General features: G+C 75.8%; 15 protein-coding genes. 8 read left to right on the top strand and 7 right to left on the bottom strand.

All coding sequences use genetic code 11. From position 1 onward, the window contains the following. Window positions 1-157 precede the first annotated feature (157 nt). On the top strand, window positions 158-4,147 hold the full coding sequence (locus KVT14_RS10320; RefSeq protein WP_217615581.1) for a multifunctional oxoglutarate decarboxylase/oxoglutarate dehydrogenase thiamine pyrophosphate-binding subunit/dihydrolipoyllysine-residue succinyltransferase subunit: 3,990 nt from the start codon (window positions 158-160) through the stop codon (window positions 4,145-4,147). Between the two features lie 168 nt (window positions 4,148-4,315). Here the strand turns inward: KVT14_RS10320 and KVT14_RS10315 are convergent, their stop codons facing one another. Next, window positions 4,316-5,299: a GlxA family transcriptional regulator gene (locus KVT14_RS10315; RefSeq protein WP_147794023.1), complete on the bottom strand. Its 984-nt coding sequence runs from the start codon at window positions 5,297-5,299 to the stop codon at window positions 4,316-4,318. A gap of 94 nt (window positions 5,300-5,393) precedes the next feature. On the opposite strand from KVT14_RS10315, the gene KVT14_RS10310 reads away from it, so the two are divergent. Both KVT14_RS10310 and KVT14_RS10305 read left to right on the top strand, forming a co-directional pair. Then, window positions 5,394-5,549 (top strand): hypothetical protein, encoded by a 156-nt coding sequence (locus tag KVT14_RS10310; RefSeq protein WP_217615580.1) that lies wholly within the window; start codon window positions 5,394-5,396, stop codon window positions 5,547-5,549. Window positions 5,550-5,658: 109 nt separating this feature from the next. Further along, window positions 5,659-6,258 (top strand): GDSL-type esterase/lipase family protein, encoded by a 600-nt coding sequence (locus tag KVT14_RS10305; RefSeq protein ID WP_217615579.1) that lies wholly within the window; start codon window positions 5,659-5,661, stop codon window positions 6,256-6,258. A 30-nt stretch (window positions 6,259-6,288) separates the two neighbouring features. Here KVT14_RS10305 and KVT14_RS10300 read toward each other — a convergent pair whose 3' ends face one another. From KVT14_RS10300 to KVT14_RS10280, 5 genes are all read right to left on the bottom strand, one after another. Further along, window positions 6,289-6,942: a PadR family transcriptional regulator gene (locus KVT14_RS10300; RefSeq protein WP_306795758.1), complete on the bottom strand. Its 654-nt coding sequence runs from the start codon at window positions 6,940-6,942 to the stop codon at window positions 6,289-6,291. After that, the gene (locus tag KVT14_RS10295; RefSeq protein WP_217615578.1) at window positions 6,942-7,784 is read right to left on the bottom strand and encodes a DUF4097 family beta strand repeat-containing protein; all 843 of its coding nucleotides are present in this window, start codon (window positions 7,782-7,784) and stop codon (window positions 6,942-6,944) included. The genes KVT14_RS10300 and KVT14_RS10295 overlap by 1 nt, the downstream gene beginning before the upstream one ends. Before the next feature lie 124 nt (window positions 7,785-7,908). Next, on the bottom strand, window positions 7,909-8,997 hold the full coding sequence (locus KVT14_RS10290) for a type IV pilus twitching motility protein PilT (RefSeq protein ID WP_147794026.1): 1,089 nt from the start codon (window positions 8,995-8,997) through the stop codon (window positions 7,909-7,911). A 313-nt stretch (window positions 8,998-9,310) separates the two neighbouring features. Then, entirely contained in the window at window positions 9,311-9,610 is a 300-nt protein-coding gene (gene rsrA, locus KVT14_RS10285) for a mycothiol system anti-sigma-R factor (RefSeq protein ID WP_217615577.1), read from the bottom strand. Beyond that, entirely contained in the window at window positions 9,607-10,368 is a 762-nt protein-coding gene (locus KVT14_RS10280; RefSeq protein WP_147794028.1) for a sigma-70 family RNA polymerase sigma factor, read from the bottom strand. Before KVT14_RS10280 ends, rsrA begins: the two co-directional genes overlap by 4 nt. Window positions 10,369-10,482: 114 nt before the next feature. On the opposite strand from KVT14_RS10280, the gene KVT14_RS10275 reads away from it, so the two are divergent. The 4 genes from KVT14_RS10275 (at window position 10,483) to hisN (ending at window position 14,346) form a co-directional block, all read left to right on the top strand. Then, window positions 10,483-11,061: a DoxX family protein gene (locus KVT14_RS10275; protein WP_217615576.1), complete on the top strand. Its 579-nt coding sequence runs from the start codon at window positions 10,483-10,485 to the stop codon at window positions 11,059-11,061. Between the two features lie 79 nt (window positions 11,062-11,140). Continuing rightward, window positions 11,141-12,439, top strand: a complete 1,299-nt coding sequence (gene aroA / locus KVT14_RS10270; RefSeq protein ID WP_217615575.1) for a 3-phosphoshikimate 1-carboxyvinyltransferase — start codon at window positions 11,141-11,143, stop codon at window positions 12,437-12,439. A gap of 16 nt (window positions 12,440-12,455) precedes the next feature. Beyond that, window positions 12,456-13,502: a ribosome small subunit-dependent GTPase A gene (gene rsgA, locus KVT14_RS10265; RefSeq protein ID WP_217615574.1), complete on the top strand. Its 1,047-nt coding sequence runs from the start codon at window positions 12,456-12,458 to the stop codon at window positions 13,500-13,502. 49 nt (window positions 13,503-13,551) lie between these two features. After that, window positions 13,552-14,346, top strand: a complete 795-nt coding sequence (gene hisN, locus KVT14_RS10260) for a histidinol-phosphatase (RefSeq protein ID WP_217615573.1) — start codon at window positions 13,552-13,554, stop codon at window positions 14,344-14,346. 23 nt (window positions 14,347-14,369) lie between these two features. Here the strand turns inward: hisN and KVT14_RS10255 are convergent, their stop codons facing one another. Next, window positions 14,370-14,855 (bottom strand): hypothetical protein, encoded by a 486-nt coding sequence (locus tag KVT14_RS10255; RefSeq protein ID WP_217615572.1) that lies wholly within the window; start codon window positions 14,853-14,855, stop codon window positions 14,370-14,372. Between the two features lie 227 nt (window positions 14,856-15,082). Here KVT14_RS10255 and KVT14_RS23145 point away from each other — a divergent pair, with 227 nt between their 5' ends. Further along, window positions 15,083-15,961 (top strand): Rv3235 family protein, encoded by an 879-nt coding sequence (locus KVT14_RS23145; protein ID WP_308161008.1) that lies wholly within the window; start codon window positions 15,083-15,085, stop codon window positions 15,959-15,961. Window positions 15,962-15,998 lie beyond the last annotated feature (37 nt).

Genomic DNA, 15,998 nt, shown 5'->3' with positions numbered 1-15,998 from the left:
GACACGTCCTCGACCCGGCGCAGACCCGCAGATGGGGAGCCTGACACCCCCGCCGGACCCGCTGTGTGACAACCGTGTGAACCGTCCGCGCGCCGCGCTCCCCGAGAGGAGATGACGCCCGGTCAGGACGTAGGGTGGGCCACGAACTGATCCGGCGATGACGCGGTCCGTGACCGCGGAGGAAGTGGGCGATCCTCGCGTGTCCCAGCATGCGGAGCCAGACGTGAACCGTGCCGACTTCGGCGCGAACACGTGGCTGGTGGACGAGCTGTACGAGCAGTACCTCCAGGACAAGACGGCGGTCGACCCGGCGTGGTGGGACTTCTTCGAGGGCTACAAGCCCTCGGCGCCCGCCACGACGACGTCGGGGGCGGTCGCGGACGGCGGCGGCGCGGGGAGCACCGGGGGGAACGGCGTGGTCGACGCCGCGCCCGCGGGCACCGCGAGCACCCCGGCACCCGCTGCCCCCGCAGCCCCGAGCGCGTCGGGGGACGCGCCCACGCCCCGCGAGGCGGCCGACCGTCCCGCGCCGGGTGCGCCCGCCGGCGAGCGCCCGGGCACCGTCGCCGCGCCCGTCGCCGAGCGCCCCGCGGACACCGGGGGCGCGGTCCCGCCCGCCCCCGCCCCGGAGGCCACCCGCCCCCAGGAGCAGCCCGCGCCGCGGGACCCGGAGCCCGCCCCCACCACCTCCCCGGTGGCGACGGCGCAGCCCGCGACCGCCCCCTACGCCCCGGCCGCCAAGGCGGCCCGCGAGGCGGAGCAGGAGGTGCCCGAGGCCTCCGACGAGACCCAGCGCCTGCGCGGCCCGGCCGCCCGGGTGGTCACCAACATGGAGGCCAGCCTGGAGGTGCCGACCGCGACGTCGGTGCGCGCCATCCCGGCCAAGCTGCTGGTCGACAACCGGATCGTCATCAACAACCACCTCGCCCGCGGCCGTGGCGGCAAGATCTCGTTCACGCACCTCATCGGCTTCGCGCTGGTCGAGGCGGTCGGCGAGATGCCCGCGATGAACACCGCGTACACGCTCGTCGACGGCAAGCCCGGCTACGTCACGCCGGCGCACGTCAACCTGGGCCTCGCGATCGACCTGGCCAAGCCGGACGGCACCCGCCAGCTCCTCGTCCCGAGCATCAAGCAGGCCGAGACGCTCGACTTCGCGCAGTTCTGGAACGCGTACGAGGACGTCGTGCGGCGCGCCCGCGGCGGCAAGCTCGGCGTCGACGACTTCGCCGGCACCACGCTGTCGCTGACCAACCCCGGCACCATCGGCACGGTGCACTCCGTGCCGCGGCTGATGCAGGGCCAGGGCACGATCATCGGCGTCGGCGCGATGGACTACCCGGCCGAGTTCCAGGGGACCTCGGACGAGCAGCTCAACAAGATGGGCGTGTCGAAGGTGCTGACGGTGACGTCCACCTACGACCACCGCGTCATCCAGGGCGCCCAGTCCGGCGACTTCCTGCGCATCCTGCACCGCAAGCTGCTCGGCGAGGACGGCTTCTACGACCGGGTGTTCGCGTCCCTGCGCGTGCCCTACGAGCCGATCCGCTGGGTCAAGGAGGCCGCCGACCCGGACGCCGAGGCCATCAAGCCGGCCCGGATCGCCGAGCTCATCCACTCCTACCGGTCGCGCGGCCACCTCATGGCCGACACCGACCCGCTGGCCTACCGGCTGCGCAAGCACCCGGACCTGGACGTGCAGACGCACGGCCTGTCGCTGTGGGACCTGGACCGCACGTTCCCGACCGGCGGGTTCACCGGCCGGCCCCGGGCCACCCTGCGCCAGGTGCTCGGCCTGCTCCGCGACTCGTACTGCCGCACCACCGGCTTCGAGTACATGCACCTGCAGGACCCGCGGCAGCGCCGCTGGCTGCAGGAGCGGCTCGAGGCCGGCTACGCCCCCACGCCGCGCGAGGACCAGCTCCGCATCCTGCGTCGCCTCAACGCCGCCGAGGCGTTCGAGACGTTCCTGCAGACCAAGTACGTCGGGCAGAAGCGGTTCTCCCTGGAGGGCGGCGAGTCCGTCATCCCGCTGCTGGACGCGATCCTCTCCCGCGCGGCCGAGGGCGGGCTGGACGAGGTCGCCATCGGCATGGCGCACCGCGGACGGCTCAACGTGCTCGCGAACATCGCGGGCAAGTCGTACGGCCAGATCTTCAGCGAGTTCGAGGGCAACCAGGACCCGAAGTCCGTGCAGGGCTCCGGCGACGTGAAGTACCACCTGGGCACCGAGGGCGTGTTCCACGCCGAGTCCGGGGCGTCGACCCGCGTCTACCTGGCCGCGAACCCGTCGCACCTCGAGGCGGTGGACCCGGTGCTCGAGGGCATCGTCCGCGCCAAGCAGGACCGGATCGACCTCGGCGGCGACGGGTTCTCCGTGCTGCCGATCCTCATCCACGGCGACGCGGCGTTCGCCGGGCAGGGCGTGGTCTTCGAGACCCTCAACCTGGCCCAGCTGCGCGGCTACCGCACCGGCGGCACCATCCACGTCGTCATCAACAACCAGGTCGGCTTCACCACCGGCCCGTCGTCCTCGCGCTCCTCGCAGTACGCCACCGACGTGGCCAAGGGCCTGCAGGTCCCGATCTTCCACGTCAACGGCGACGACCCCGAGGCGTGCGTCCGGGTCGCCGAGCTCGCGTTCGAGTACCGCGAGCAGTTCGACCGCGACGTCATCATCGACATGGTCTGCTACCGCCGCCGCGGCCACAACGAGGGCGACGACCCCTCGATGACCCAGCCGCTGATGTACAACCTCATCGAGGCCAAGCGCTCGGTCCGCAAGCTCTACACCGAGGCGCTGGTGTCCCGCGGGGACATCACGCTCGAGGAGGCCGAGCACGTGCTGCGCGACTACCAGGCGCAGCTCGAGCGGGTGTTCGCGGAGACCCGCGAGGAGGGCTGGACCCCGCCGTCGCCCGACGCCGAGCCGGTGGCCGGCCTGGAGCGCCCGGAGTCCCAGCGCGAGGACGCCGGCGTCATCATCGGCTGGCAGACCGCCGCGCCCGCCAAGGTGCTGGAGCGGATCGGCGCCGCGCACGTGCGCGCGCCGGAGGGCTTCACGATCCACCCGAAGCTCGCGCAGCTGCTCGCCAAGCGGGAGCAGATGTCCCGCGAGGGCGGCATCGACTGGGGCTTCGGCGAGATCCTCGCGTTCGGCTCGCTGCTGATCGAGGGCACGCCGGTGCGCCTCGCCGGGCAGGACTCCCGCCGCGGCACGTTCGTGCAGCGGCACGCCGTCCTGCACGACCGGGAGACCGGCGCCGAGTGGACCCCGCTGCTCTACCTGTCGGCGGACCAGGCCAAGTTCTGGGTCTACGACTCGTCGCTGTCGGAGTACGCCGCGCTCGGCTTCGAGTACGGCTACTCCGTCGAGCGCCCGGACGCCCTGGTGCTGTGGGAGGCGCAGTTCGGCGACTTCGTCAACGGCGCGCAGACCGTGATCGACGAGTTCATCTCCTCCGCCGAGCAGAAGTGGGGTCAGCACTCGTCCGTCGTGCTGCTGCTCCCCCACGGCTACGAGGGCCAGGGGCCGGACCACTCGTCGGCCCGCATCGAGCGGTTCCTGCAGATGTCGGCCGAGGGCAACATGACCGTGGCCCAGCCGACCACCCCGGCGTCGTACTTCCACCTGCTGCGCCGCCAGGCCTACGCCCGGCCGCGCCGCCCGCTCATCGTCTTCACCCCGAAGTCGATGCTGCGGCTCAAGGCGGGCGCGTCGCAGGTCGAGGACTTCACGTCCGGCACGTTCCGGCCGGTGATCGGCGACGAGCGCGCCGCGGCCTCCGCCGCCCGGGTCGACCGCGTGCTGCTCTGCTCCGGCAAGCTCTACTGGGACCTCGTGGCCCAGCGCGAGAAGCTGAGCGACGAGCGGACCGCGATCGTCCGGTTCGAGCAGCTGTACCCGCTCGACCACGACGGCATCCGCGCGGCGCTCGCGCCGTTCGACGGGGCCGAGCTGGTGTGGGTCCAGGACGAGCCGCGGAACCAGGGCCCGTGGTCGTACGTGTCCCTCGCGCTGCCGCCGGTCGTCGGCGCGCCGGTCCGGGCCGTGTCCCGCCCGGCGTCCGCCTCGACCGCGGCAGGCTCGGCGAAGGCGCACCAGGCCGAGCAGGCGGAGATCCTGCGGGCGGCGTTCGAGCGCTGAGGCGCACCGCACGCACGGAGGCCGGCTACCCCTCGGGGCGGCCGGCCTCCGTGCGCCACGGGCGCGTCCGGCGACTTCGGTGGTTCTCGCCGAGTTCGGTGGTGGCAGGCACCGAACTCGGCGAGAGGCACCGAACCCGGCGACGACAGCCGGGGCGGCCGGACGCGGTCAGGCGACCGACATGCGGTCGGCCGCCGCCTCCGCCTCGTCGGTGCACGCGAACTGGCGGCGGTACGCCTGCGGGCTCGTGCCCAGCACCCGCGCGAAGTGGTGCCGCAGGATCGCCGCGCTGCCGAACCCGCTGGCGCGCGCGACCTCGTCCACCCCGGCGGAGGTCCGCTCGAGCATCTCCTGCGCCCGCACCAGGCGCTGCCGGGTCACCCACGCGGCCGGCGTCGTGCCGGTCTCGGCGCGGAACCGGCGCGCGAACGTCCGCTCGGACATCAGGGCCCGGGCGGCGAGGTCCGGCACGGTCAGGTCGGCGTCCAGGTGCTCGGACATCCACGCGAGCAGCGGGGCGAGCGTGTCCGCGTCGCACGGCAGCGGGGTGTCCACGTACTGCGCCTGCCCGCCGTCCCGGTGCGGCGGCACGACCATCCGCCGCGCGACGAGCGCCGCCTGCTGCGCGCCGAGCTCGCGGCGGATGAGGTGCAGGCAGGCGTCGATGCCCGCGGCGGTCCCCGCGCTGCTGATGACGCGGCCGTCCTCGACGTAGAGCACCGCCGGGTCCACCTCGGCCGTGGGGTACCGGCGCTGCAGGTCGTCGGCGTACATCCAGTGCGTGGTGCACCGCCGCCCGTCGAGCAGCCCGGCCTCCCCCAGCGCGAACGTGCCCGAGCAGATGCTCATGACCCAGGCGCCGCGGTCGTGCGCCGCGCGGATGGCGTCGCGCGCGGCCGCGGGCAGCCCGTAGGGCGCCTTGTAGGGCAGCACGACGACGAGGTCGGCGTCCTCGGTGACCTCCAGCCCGGTCGGCACCTCGATCGCCAGCACCGGCTCCATCGGCACGCTCCCGGGCTCCGGGGTGCACAGCGTGAAGTCGAAGGTCGGCCCGCCGGTGTCGGACCGGTCGATGCCGAACACCTCGCAGACCAGCCCGAGCTCGAACGCGGACACCCCGGGGACCGCGATCGCGGCGACTCGCTGCAGCATGCGACCGAGCCTGCCACGGAACTGGCGGGAAGTCGACGGGGGTCGGCAGTGCTGCCACTCGTGGCGGGATCGATGTGGCGGAAGGCTTTCTGCCATGACCACATTGATCCTCGCCTTGGCCCTCCTCACCCTGACCGCCTACCTCGGCGCCCGGCTGTACGACTGGCTGCGGACCGACGGCCTCGGCCGCCGCGAGCCCCCGCGCTCCCACCACGACTGGACCGACGACGCCGACCGCTACCTGCGCTGAGCCCCTCGGTCCCGCGCCGCGCGTCGGCGGGCGCCCCCGGCGGTCCGGCTGCGAGACTGGCCACGCGCCCGCGACCGCGGGACGCGCACGGCGAGCGGGAGGACGGGACGTGGGCGAGCTGCCACTGCGCCTGGTGGTGATCGGGGACGAGCTGGCCGCGGGCGCCGGCGACCCGCGGGCGCTGGGCTGGGTCGGCCGCGTGGCCGCGCGCACGACGACCCCCGTGCCCCCGACCGTGCTGACCCTCGCCGTCCCCGGCGAGACCACCTCCGGACTCTCCGCCCGGTGGGAGGAGGAGGTCGGCCGGCGTGCCTCGGCCGAGGCCGACACCCGGCTCGTCGTCTCCCTGGGCCGCGCCGACGCCCTCGCCGGGCTGTCGCTCGCGCGCAGCCGGCTCAACCTCGCGAACATCCTCGACGCGGCGGAGCAGCGCCGGATGCCGGCGTTCGTGGTCGGCCCGCCGCCCGGCGCGGGGGTCGACCCCACGACGCTCGCGGACCTGTCCGCCGCCTTCGCCGACGTGACCACCCGGCGCCGGGTGCCGTACGTCGACACCTGCACCCCGCTGGCCGGGCACGAGCAGTGGCTCGCCGACCTCGCCGCGGGCGACGGGTCGCTGCCCGGGCAGGCCGGCTACGGGCTGATGGCCTGGCTGGTGCTGCACTCGCACTGGAACGCCTGGCTCGGCCTCCCGGAGGACGTGGTCTGACCGACCGGGGCCGACGAGACCGCCCCGGGATCAGCGGGGCGGCAGCGTCGCGGCGATCGCCGAGCGGGCGCTCGCCAGCACCGTGCGCACCGTGTCGGCCGTGAGCGCGGTCGGACCCCCGGCCGCCTCCGCGCGGCGCACGGCGTCGCGCACGTCGGCCCGGAACGCCGCGAGGTCGGCCTCGATCTGCGCGCGCCGAGCGCGGGCGGCCCGGCGCTCCTCCGCGGCCGGGCCGCCCGGACGCGGCACCCCGGTCGCCGACGCCTCGACCCGCGGCTCCCGGGTGCGGAGCGCCGCCGCGCGCGCCTGCTGCGCCGCCGCCGCCATCTCCGCCCGCATCCCCGCCATCGAGCCGGCGACCTCGGCCCGCACCTGGGCGGCGAGGTCGCGCACCACGTCGGCCAGCTCGTGCTCCAGCGCGGCCAGCTCCGCGCGGTGCGCCTCGACCTCCTGCCGACCGCGGTCGGTCAGGGCGTACAGCGTCTTGCGCCCCGACTCGGTCCGCGCGACCAGCCCCTCCTCCTCGAGCCGGGCGAGCCGCGGGTAGACCGTCCCGGCGCTCGGCCGGTAGGTGCCGCCGAACCGGTCCGACAGCGCGCGGATCAGCTCGTAGCCGTGCCGCGGCCCGGCCTCCAGCAGCGAGAGCAGGTACAGCCGGAGCTGCCCGTGCCCGAAGACGGCCATCAGGCGCCGCCGGCGTCCACCACCGGCTCGGCGAGCGGGGCGCCGTGCAGCACCGTGAGGTGGCCGGACACGGTCTGCGAGTAGACGTAGCAGGTGGCGCGGTCGTCGCGGAGGTCGACGGTCGTGCGCCCGGGGCGGCGGTCGCCGTGCTCGACGCCGTCGACGACGACCCGCCCGGACACGCTGCGCGCCTCGACCCCGACGCCGTGGCCCGCGGGCAGCCGCACGGCGACGTCGCCGGAGACGGTCCGGACGTGGCAGACCGAGGTGGGCGCCAGGCAGTCGAGCGTCACCTCGCCGGACACGGTCGTGACGGTGACCCGGTGCAGCGCGCCGGAGGCGGTCGCCGCGCCCGAGACGGTGCCGATCGACAGGTCCCCGAGGTGGTCGCGCACGACGACGTCGGACGACACGCTCTTGACCGACAGCGCGCCGCGGGTGCCGTCCACGACCACCCCGCCGCCCACGGTCGACACCGTCGCGTCCTGCTGGACGCCGGCCAGCAGCAGGTCCGCGTTCACCGAGGCCAGCGACGCCGCGACGGCGCGCGGCACGGCGAGGTGCATCTCGACGCGGTCGCGCTGGCCCGGTCCGCGCAGCCGCTCCAGGAAGCCGTCGATGCCGGTGACCGACCGGACGCCGGCCCACAGCGCCCCGTCGGCGTACGTCACCTCGAGCGGCGAGCCGTCGACCCGGTGCACCTCGAGCCGCGCCCCGGTCAGCGTCGGGTCCTCGTGGGCGACGACGTCGACCCGGCCCCCGCTGACCTGGACGCGCAGCGAGCGCACGTCCTCGACCTCGATGATCTGCGGGCCGATGACGACCCAGGACTCCGTGGCCATGGCGCTGCTCCTCCGCATCGAGATATATCGCGTTCGGACACGCTATATCGCGTCAGCGGGGCGGGCAAGAGTGTCGCGGTGCCTCGCGCCGGGTCGCGCGCCCCGGGCGCCGGCGCCCGGGGCGTCAGGCGATCAGGCCCACCGAGCGCAGCTCGACGGTCAGGTCCTGCGGGTTCGTCGCGACGCCCAGGGCCTCGTCGTACGTCACCGTGCCGTCCGCGACCAGGCGCACCAGGTGCTGGTCGAACGTCTGCATCTTGTAGTAGTCGCCCTGCTTGATCAGGTCGAGCAGGGGCTCGCTGCTCGACGGGTCCACGATCGCCTCGGCCGTGCGGCCGGTGTTCACCAGCACCTCGACCACGGCGGTCCGGCCCGCGCCGTCCGCCTTGCGCGCCAGCCGCTGCGACACGATGCCGCGCAGCGCCTGGGCCAGCGCGACGCGGATCTGCTGCTGCTCGTGCGGCGGGAAGAAGTCGACGATGCGGTTCACCGACTCGGCGGCGTCGATCGTGTGCAGGGTGGAGAGCACCAGGTGCCCGGTCTCGGCCGCGGACAGCGCCGCGCGGACGGTCTCCACGTCGCGCATCTCGCCGACGAAGATGACGTCCGGGTCCTGCCGCATGGCGGCCCGCAGCGCGACCGTGAAGTCGGCCGTGTCCTGCCGGATCTCGCGCTGGGAGACGATGCCGCGCTTGTCGGCGTGCAGCACCTCGATCGGGTCCTCGATCGTCACGATGTTGGCCTCGCGCACCGTGTTGATCAGGTCGATCATCGAGGCCAGCGTCGTCGTCTTGCCCGACCCGGTCGGGCCGGTGACGAGCACCAGCCCGCGCGGCTCCAGGGCGAGCTCGCCCAGCACCTCCGGCAGCCCGAGCTCGGACAGCGACTGCGCGCCGGTCCCGACCAGGCGGAACACCAGGCCGTAGGTGCCGCGGGCCTGGTACGCGTTGACGCGGAACCGGCCCACCCCCGACAGGGAGAACGCGAAGTCCGCCTCGTGGGTGCGGACGAACGTCTCGGTCAGGTCGTCGGGCAGCACCTCCCCGAGCATGTGCTCGGTGTCCCGCGGCTTGAGCGCGGGGACCTGCAGCCGCCGGAGCCGGCCGTCGACGCGGACGCGCGGCTCGGAGCCGACCTTGACGTGCAGGTCGGAGCCGCCGGCCTGGGCCAGGGCGTGCAGGAGGGGGACGACGGACTGCGGCTGGTCGCTCACTCCCTGGTGATCGGCCGGTCACCCCCCGTCCTTGAACGGTCGGTGCGGACGAGCAGCGCGGATGTGGGACCATGGAGGGTCCCCGGGCGGCTGTACCGCCGTGCCGGTCAGTCTCACCAGGGAGAAGTTCCATGAGCAAGCGTGGCCGCAAGCGCCGTTCCCGCGCCGGGAACGGCGCCAACCACGGCAAGCGCCCCAACGCCTGAGCGTCGGGCGGCGCAGCCGCACCCAGCACGAGGGCCCGGTGCGACGCACCGGGCCCTTCGTCGTGCTGGGGGGCGGCGGCCGACCCGCGGGCCGGCCGCCGCGCCGCTCAGAGCGTGCGCGTGACCCGCCGGGTCGTCAGCTGCGCGTGGATCTTCACCCGCAGGTCCTCGGGGGCCTTGTCCTGGCAGCACCGCTTGACGAGCTCCTTGAGCATCGTCTCGACGGCGATCTCGTCCAGGCAGGGCCGGCAGTCCTCGATGTGCTGCCGTACCTGATCGGCGTCCCCCGGCTCGAGCTCCCGGTCCACGTAGGCGAACAGCCGGCCCAGCGCCTGCTCGCACTCGGGTCCGCAGGACCCCTGGCCCTCTGCCGGCGTCGACGTCCCCGCGGCGTCCAAGCCCGTCATCGTGCCCTCCTCGACGATCCCGTGCCGTCCCCGCCCTCGGCGGTCGCGGACCCCCCTGCCGGCACCAGCCCCCGGTCGCGCGCGTAGTCGGCCAGCATGTCGCGCAGCTGGCCCCGCCCGCGGTGCAGCCGGGACATCACGGTCCCGATCGGGGTGCCCATGATCTCGGCGATCTCCTTGTAGGCGAACCCCTCGACGTCCGCCAGGTACACGGCGATCCGGAAGTCCTCCGGCAGCCGCGCGAGCGCGTCCTTCACGTCCGAGTCCGGCAGGTGGTCGAGCGCCTCGGCCTCGGCGGAGCGCAGCCCCGTCGACGAGTGCGACTCGGCCCGCGCGATCTGCCAGTCCTCGATCTCGTCCGCCTGGGACTGCTGCGGCTCGCGCTGCTTCTTGCGGTACGTGTTGATGAACGTGTTGGTGAGGATCCGGTACAGCCACGCCTTGAGGTTCGTGCCCGGCCGGTACTGGTGGAAGGCGGCGAACGCCTTCGCGAACGTCTCCTGGACCAGGTCCTCGGCGTCCGACGGGTTCCGGGTCATGCGCAGGGCGGCGCCGTACAGCTGGTCCAGGTAGACCAGCGCCTCGGCCTCGAACCGCTCGCTGCGCGCCGCGTCGTCCTCGGACTCGGGGGCGCGTGTGGTGTCCTCGCTCATCACCGCCGAGCCTAGTGCGCGCGGAGGCACCGGGCCGCCCGGGCGGGGCAGCACGGCGACGCCGCCGGCGGAGGCGGCCGGCCGTTCGAGGGTGGTACAGCTCATGGACGGCACAACACGGGCGGCCGCCCCGGGCATTCCCGGGGGCGGCGGGCAGGTCGCGCCGCTAGGTTGGACGGCAGGCGTCCGCGCGTCGCGGACGGCCGGGAGGAGGACGTCATGCTGCTGCGCCGCATCGCCCGACCGCTGTTCGCGTCGTGGTTCCTGAGCGAGGGGGTCGACGCGCTGCGCCGGCCGGCCGCGCACGTCGCGGTCGCCCGGGGCGCGGTGGAGCGGCTCGACGCCTCGGTCCCCCGCGGGGCCCTCGGCGGCGCGCTCGACGCGTACCGGCACCCGTCGGACGCGCAGCTGGCGACGGTCGTGCGGGTGCACGGCGGCGCGACCGCGCTGGCCGCCCTGCTGCTCGCCACCGGGCGCGCGCCCCGCGCCGCCGCCCTGGCGCTCGCCGCCCTCACGCTGCCGCTCGCCGCCGCCGACGCCCCGGCCTCCCGCAAGGAGCGCCGCACGCTGTCCGAGCCGGAGAAGAAGGACCGCAAGGCCCGGTTCCTGCGCGGCCTGTCGATGACCGGCGGCGCGCTCATCGCCGCCGCCGACACCGCGGGCCGGCCGTCGGTGCGCTGGCGCGTCGAGCACGCCCGGGCGACCCGGGCCGCGACCGCGAAGGCGGCGGCCGCGGCGGCGACCGCCTCGGCGGCGACGAAGGCCGCGTCGAAGAAGATCACGGACGCGGTGCACTGAGCCCCGTGCGCGACCCGCGCCGCCTCGCAGGGCGGACGCCCGGGCCGGGCGCCCGGCGCGCCCCGATAGCCTGACCGCCATGAGCTCCGAGGTCCTTTCCGCCGCCCCCGACTGGCCCGCCCCCACGGCGACCGGCCCCCTGGACGCGACGGTCGAGGTCCCCGGCTCCAAGTCGCTGACCAACCGCTACCTGGTGCTCGCCGCGCTCGCCGACGGCCCTGGCCGGCTGCGCGGCCCGCTGCGCTCCCGGGACACGCTGCTCATGGCGCAGGCGCTGCGGGACCTCGGCACGACGATCGAGGACGACCCCGCCGCGCCCGGCGACTGGCTGGTGACTCCGGGGGCGTTCCGCGGGCCGCGGGCGGTCGACTGCGGCCTGGCCGGGACGGTCATGCGGTTCCTGCCCGCCGTGGCGGCGCTGGCGGACGGCGACGTCCGGTTCGACGGCGACGCGGGCGCCCGCGTCCGGCCGATGGGCCCCGTCCTCGCGGCGCTGCGTGCGCTCGGTGTCGGCGTCGCCGAGCACGGCGAGCCGGGCCACCTCCCGTTCACGATCACCGGCACCGGGTCCGTCGAGGGCGGCGTCGTCGACGTCGACGCGTCGGGCTCCTCGCAGTTCGTGTCCGGCCTGCTGCTCACCGCGCCGCGGTTCGAGCGGGGACTGACAATCCGGCACACCGGCCCGACGCTGCCGAGCCTCCCCCACATCGAGATGACGGTCGCCGCCCTGCGCGCCGCCGGCGTCGTGGTCGACGACTCCGTGCCGACGGTGTGGCAGGTCGAGCCGGGACCGGTCGCCGCGCGCGACGTGCGGGTGGAGCCGGACCTGTCCAACGCCGCACCGTTCCTGTGCGCGGCGCTGGTCGCGGGCGGGACCGTGCGGGTGCCGGGCTGGCCCGCCGCCACGACGCAGCCGGGCGGGCTGCTGCCCGGGATCCTCGAGCAGATGGGCGCGACGACCCGGCTCGACGGCGACGTGCTGGCGGTGACCGGCACCGGCGAGGTGCGCGGCGTCGACCTCGACCTGCACGCCGCCGGCGAGATCGCCCCGACGATCGCCGCGCTCGCCGCGCTGGCCGGCTCCCCCACCCGGCTGCGGGGCATCGCCCACCTGCGCGGGCACGAGACCGACCGGCTCGCCGCGCTGTCCGCCGAGATCACCCGGCTCGGCGGGCAGGCCGAGCAGACCGCCGACGGCCTGGTCATCACCCCGCGGCCGCTGCACGCCGGGACGGTGCGGACCTACGCGGACCACCGGATGGCGACGTTCGGCGCGCTCCTCGGCCTGGCCGTGCCGGGGGTGCTGGTCGAGGACGTCGCGACCACCGCCAAGACCATCCCGGACTTCGTGGGGCTGTGGGACGGGATGCTGGCGTGACGGGGGGCTGCTGACCATGGCCCGGCGCGCGCTCGACGAGTCGGACGTCCGGGTCCGGCCCAGCCGCCGGGGCACCCGCCCCCGCACCAAGACCCGCCCCGAGCACGCCGACGCCGACCGCGCGCTCGTCACCGGCGTCGACCGCGGGCGGTACACGGTCCTGGTCGACGCCGACGGCCCGGACGAGCGCGTCGCCGTCGCCATGAAGGCGCGCGAGCTCGGCCGCGAGCGGGTCGTGCCGGGCGACCGGGTCGACCTCGTGGGCGACACCTCCGGCGCCGAGGGCTCGCTCGCGCGGATCGTGCGGATCGTCGAGCGCAGCACCGTCCTGCGGCGCACCGCCGACGACACCGACCCCGTCGAGCGGGTCATCGTCGCGAACGCCGACCAGCTCGTCGTCGTGACCGCCCTGGCCGACCCCGAGCCGCGGACCCGGATGATCGACCGCTGCGTGGTCGCCGCCTACGACGCCGGCATGGACGTCCTGCTCGCGCTCACCAAGGCCGACCTCGCCGACCCCGCCGCACTGCGGGCGCTGTACGAGCCGATCGGCGTGCGCGTGGTGGTCAGCTCGCGCACCGACGAGGCCGCGATCGAGGGGTTGGACGAGGTCCGCGCCGCGCTCGCCGGGCGGATGTCGGTGCTGGTCGGGCACTCGGGCGTCGGGAAGTCGACGCTGGTCAACGCCCTGGTGCCGGACGCCCTGCGGGCCGTCGGCGTGGTGAACGACGTCACCGGGCGCGGGCGGCACACGTCCACGTCGGCCGTCGCGCTCCGCGTCCCCGGGGAGCCGGGCACCTGGGTCATCGACACGCCGGGCGTGCGGTCGTTCGGGCTGGCGCACGTCGACCCGGACCACCTGCTGGGGGCGTTCGCCGACCTGGCCGAGGTCGCCGAGGAGTGCCCGCGGGGTTGCACGCACGCCGCCGACGCGCCGGACTGCGCGCTCGACGAGTGGGTGGAGGCCTCCCCGGACGAGCCGGTCCGCGAGGCGCGGACGGCCCGGGTGGACTCGTTCCGCCGACTGCTCGTGAGCCGCTCGGGTGCGCCGGACGCGGGCTGACCGGGGCCGACGCGGCGTCGGGGCCGGACGGCACGGATAGGTTGGACCCATGACCCGGTACGACGACGACCTGCGCCTCGCCCACGTGATCGCCGACCAGGTGGACGCGCTCACCATGTCGCGGTTCAAGGCGCAGGACCTCCGGGTCGAGACCAAGCCCGACCTGACGCCCGTCTCCGACGCGGACCGGGCCGCCGAGGAGCTCATCCGCGCGCAGCTGTCCCGGGCCCGCCCGCGCGACGCCGTGCACGGCGAGGAGATGGCCGACACCGGCCACGGCCCGCGACGGTGGGTGGTCGACCCGATCGACGGCACCAAGAACTTCGTCCGCGGCGTGCCGGTCTGGGCGACCCTGATCGCGCTGCTCGACGGCGACGAGGTCGTCGTCGGCCTGGTCAGCGCGCCCGCGCTCCACCGCCGGTGGTGGGCCGCCGTCGGCTCGGGCGCGTGGACCGGGCGGTCGCTCGCGTCGGCGACCCGGATGCAGGTGTCCGAGGTCGGCCGGCTGCAGGACGCGTCGCTGTCCTACTCGAGCCTCGGCGGCTGGGAGGAGCAGGGCCGGCTCGACCACTTCCTGGACCTCACCCGCAAGGTGTGGCGCACCCGGGCGTACGGCGACTTCTGGTCGCACGTGCTGGTGGCCGAGGGCGCCGTGGACGTCGCCGCCGAGCCCGAGCTCGCGCTGCACGACATGGCGGCCCTGGTGCCGATCGTCACGGAGGCCGGCGGGCGGTTCACGAGCGTGCAGGGCGTCGACGGGCCGTTCGGCGGCAGCGCGCTGGTGTCCAACGGCCGGCTGCACGGGGCGGCGCTGCAGGTGCTGGACCCGCTGATCGAGCACTGACCCGCGAGGCTCCGCCGGGGCCGTCAGCGCGGGATGCGGGTCAGCTCGGTCGCGTCGTACCAGAGCAGGTCGCGCTCGGCGAGGGAGTCGAGCGCGGCGTCGTCGCCGTCCAGCGCGCGGGCGACCTCGTCCTTGGCGGCGGGCTCGTCGACGTGGGCGCACACCACCACGTCGAGCGTCGCGGGGGCGGTCAGCGTGACCAGGCTCGCCGCCTCGTCGTCCACGCCGGCGCCGTCCTCCGGCACGCCGTCGCGCACGGCGTCGTCCGGCACCTCGACCGTGACCACGAGGCGCAGGCCGGGCGCGTCCGGGCGGGACGCGAGCAGGACGAGCGCGTCGTCCGCGGCCATGAGCTGCGCCGCGAACTCGACGCCCTCCTCGTCCTCGTCGGGCAGCAGCGCGGTCAGCGCCGGCGTGACCGCGTGCGCGCGGCGCGGGGCCGCGAGCGGGGCGCGGCCGCCCAGCAGGTCGTCGAGCTCGTCCAGGGTGGCAGGCAGGTAGAGACGCACGGGACCAGTGTGCCGCCCCGAGGCGATCGCGACGCACATCCCGGACGAACCCGGGCGAGTTCCGCGCGTCGTGCGCCGACCCGCCGGTCGCTGTCCCCAGGTTCCGCAGGACTCCCTGGCGCGCGCCGGGCGCGGAGGGGTACATCTGTGCCGGGCGGCGGGGCCGACCGACCACGGAGGTAGCACATGAGCAGGTACCGCACCGGCACGACCACGACGGGAGACCCGTGAGCACGGCGGTCGAGGTGCGCCTCGTCCCCGCTCCCCCGCCGCTCCCGCCCGAGCCGCCTGAGGCGGTCGAGCGGCGTCCTCCCGCGATACGGGGCGATGCCGCCGCGCCCGACGGCGGCGCGGGCCGGGCGGGCCCGGCGGACCTGACGGGCCAGGCGGACCCGGCGGACCCGGCGGACCCGACCAACCGAGCGGACGCGGCGGACCCGTCGGGCCAGGCGGACGCGGCGGGCCCGTCGGGCCAGGCGGACGCGGCGGGCCCGTCGGGCCAGGCGGACGCGGCGGGCCCGTCGGGCCGGGCGGCCCCGGACGCGCCGGACAGCGCCGCACTCGGGACGAGCGCGCGGGAGGACGCGCCGGCGCCGAGGACGGGGCGGTCCGGGAGGTCGGCGCGGCCACGGCGGTCGCCGACCACGCGCGCCTCGCCGGCCCGGGCGTCCGGGGGCGCCCCGACTCGCTCATGGGGCGGGGTGCCGGGCGGGGCCCCCGAGCTCGACCCGCGGCAGGCGTGCTGCATGGTCGCGCTCGCCGCGGTCGAGGTGCTCGCCGGCAGCCGGCCGCTGGCCCAGCTCGCGCGCTGGCTCACGCCCGAGGTCTACGACGGGCTCGCGCGCCGGGCCGCCCTCACGGCACCCCGCTCCCGGGTGCTCGACGCCGCCGCGGGGCTGCGCGACGTCGCCGCGGAGCCGACGGACACCGTGCCCGCAGGGGCGGCACGGCGCCCGTCGGTCCGGCGGGTCCGGGTGCACCGCGTCGACGCGCACACCGTGGAGGCGTCCGTCGTGGTGGCCCAGGCCGACCGCGTCCGCGCCGTCGCGGTCCGGCTCACCCGGTCCACCGGGCGCTGGCGCGCGGCGGCGCTCGTCGTGGGCTGAGACGACGTCGCCCGCCCACCCCGCGCGGGGTGGGCGG

Source organism: Cellulomonas sp. GbtcB1 (assembly GCF_019091725.1).
In the GTDB taxonomy this organism is placed as follows: Bacteria; Actinomycetota; Actinomycetes; order Actinomycetales; family Cellulomonadaceae; genus Cellulomonas.
Note: the sequence above shows the minus strand (reverse complement) of the source record. Positions and strands in the feature narration are given on the sequence as shown.

What these genes read in the sequence shown, in the direction of transcription:
- KVT14_RS10310 (WP_217615580.1), top strand. Translation starts at nt 5,394, where the DNA reads ATGACCACATTGATCCTCGCCTTGGCCCTCCTCACCCTGACCGCCTAC.
- aroA (WP_217615575.1), top strand. Translation starts at nt 11,141, where the DNA reads ATGAGCTCCGAGGTCCTTTCCGCCGCCCCCGACTGGCCCGCCCCCACG.
- rsrA (WP_217615577.1), bottom strand. Translation starts at nt 9,610, where the DNA reads ATGACGGGCTTGGACGCCGCGGGGACGTCGACGCCGGCAGAGGGCCAG.
- rsgA (WP_217615574.1), top strand. Translation starts at nt 12,456, where the DNA reads ATGGCCCGGCGCGCGCTCGACGAGTCGGACGTCCGGGTCCGGCCCAGC.
- KVT14_RS10300 (WP_306795758.1), bottom strand. Translation starts at nt 6,942, where the DNA reads ATGGCCGTCTTCGGGCACGGGCAGCTCCGGCTGTACCTGCTCTCGCTG.
- KVT14_RS10295 (WP_217615578.1), bottom strand. Translation starts at nt 7,784, where the DNA reads ATGGCCACGGAGTCCTGGGTCGTCATCGGCCCGCAGATCATCGAGGTC.
- KVT14_RS10320 (WP_217615581.1), top strand. Translation starts at nt 158, where the DNA reads ATGACGCGGTCCGTGACCGCGGAGGAAGTGGGCGATCCTCGCGTGTCC.
- KVT14_RS10280 (WP_147794028.1), bottom strand. Translation starts at nt 10,368, where the DNA reads ATGAGCTGTACCACCCTCGAACGGCCGGCCGCCTCCGCCGGCGGCGTC.
- hisN (WP_217615573.1), top strand. Translation starts at nt 13,552, where the DNA reads ATGACCCGGTACGACGACGACCTGCGCCTCGCCCACGTGATCGCCGAC.
- KVT14_RS10315 (WP_147794023.1), bottom strand. Translation starts at nt 5,299, where the DNA reads ATGCTGCAGCGAGTCGCCGCGATCGCGGTCCCCGGGGTGTCCGCGTTC.
- KVT14_RS10275 (WP_217615576.1), top strand. Translation starts at nt 10,483, where the DNA reads ATGCTGCTGCGCCGCATCGCCCGACCGCTGTTCGCGTCGTGGTTCCTG.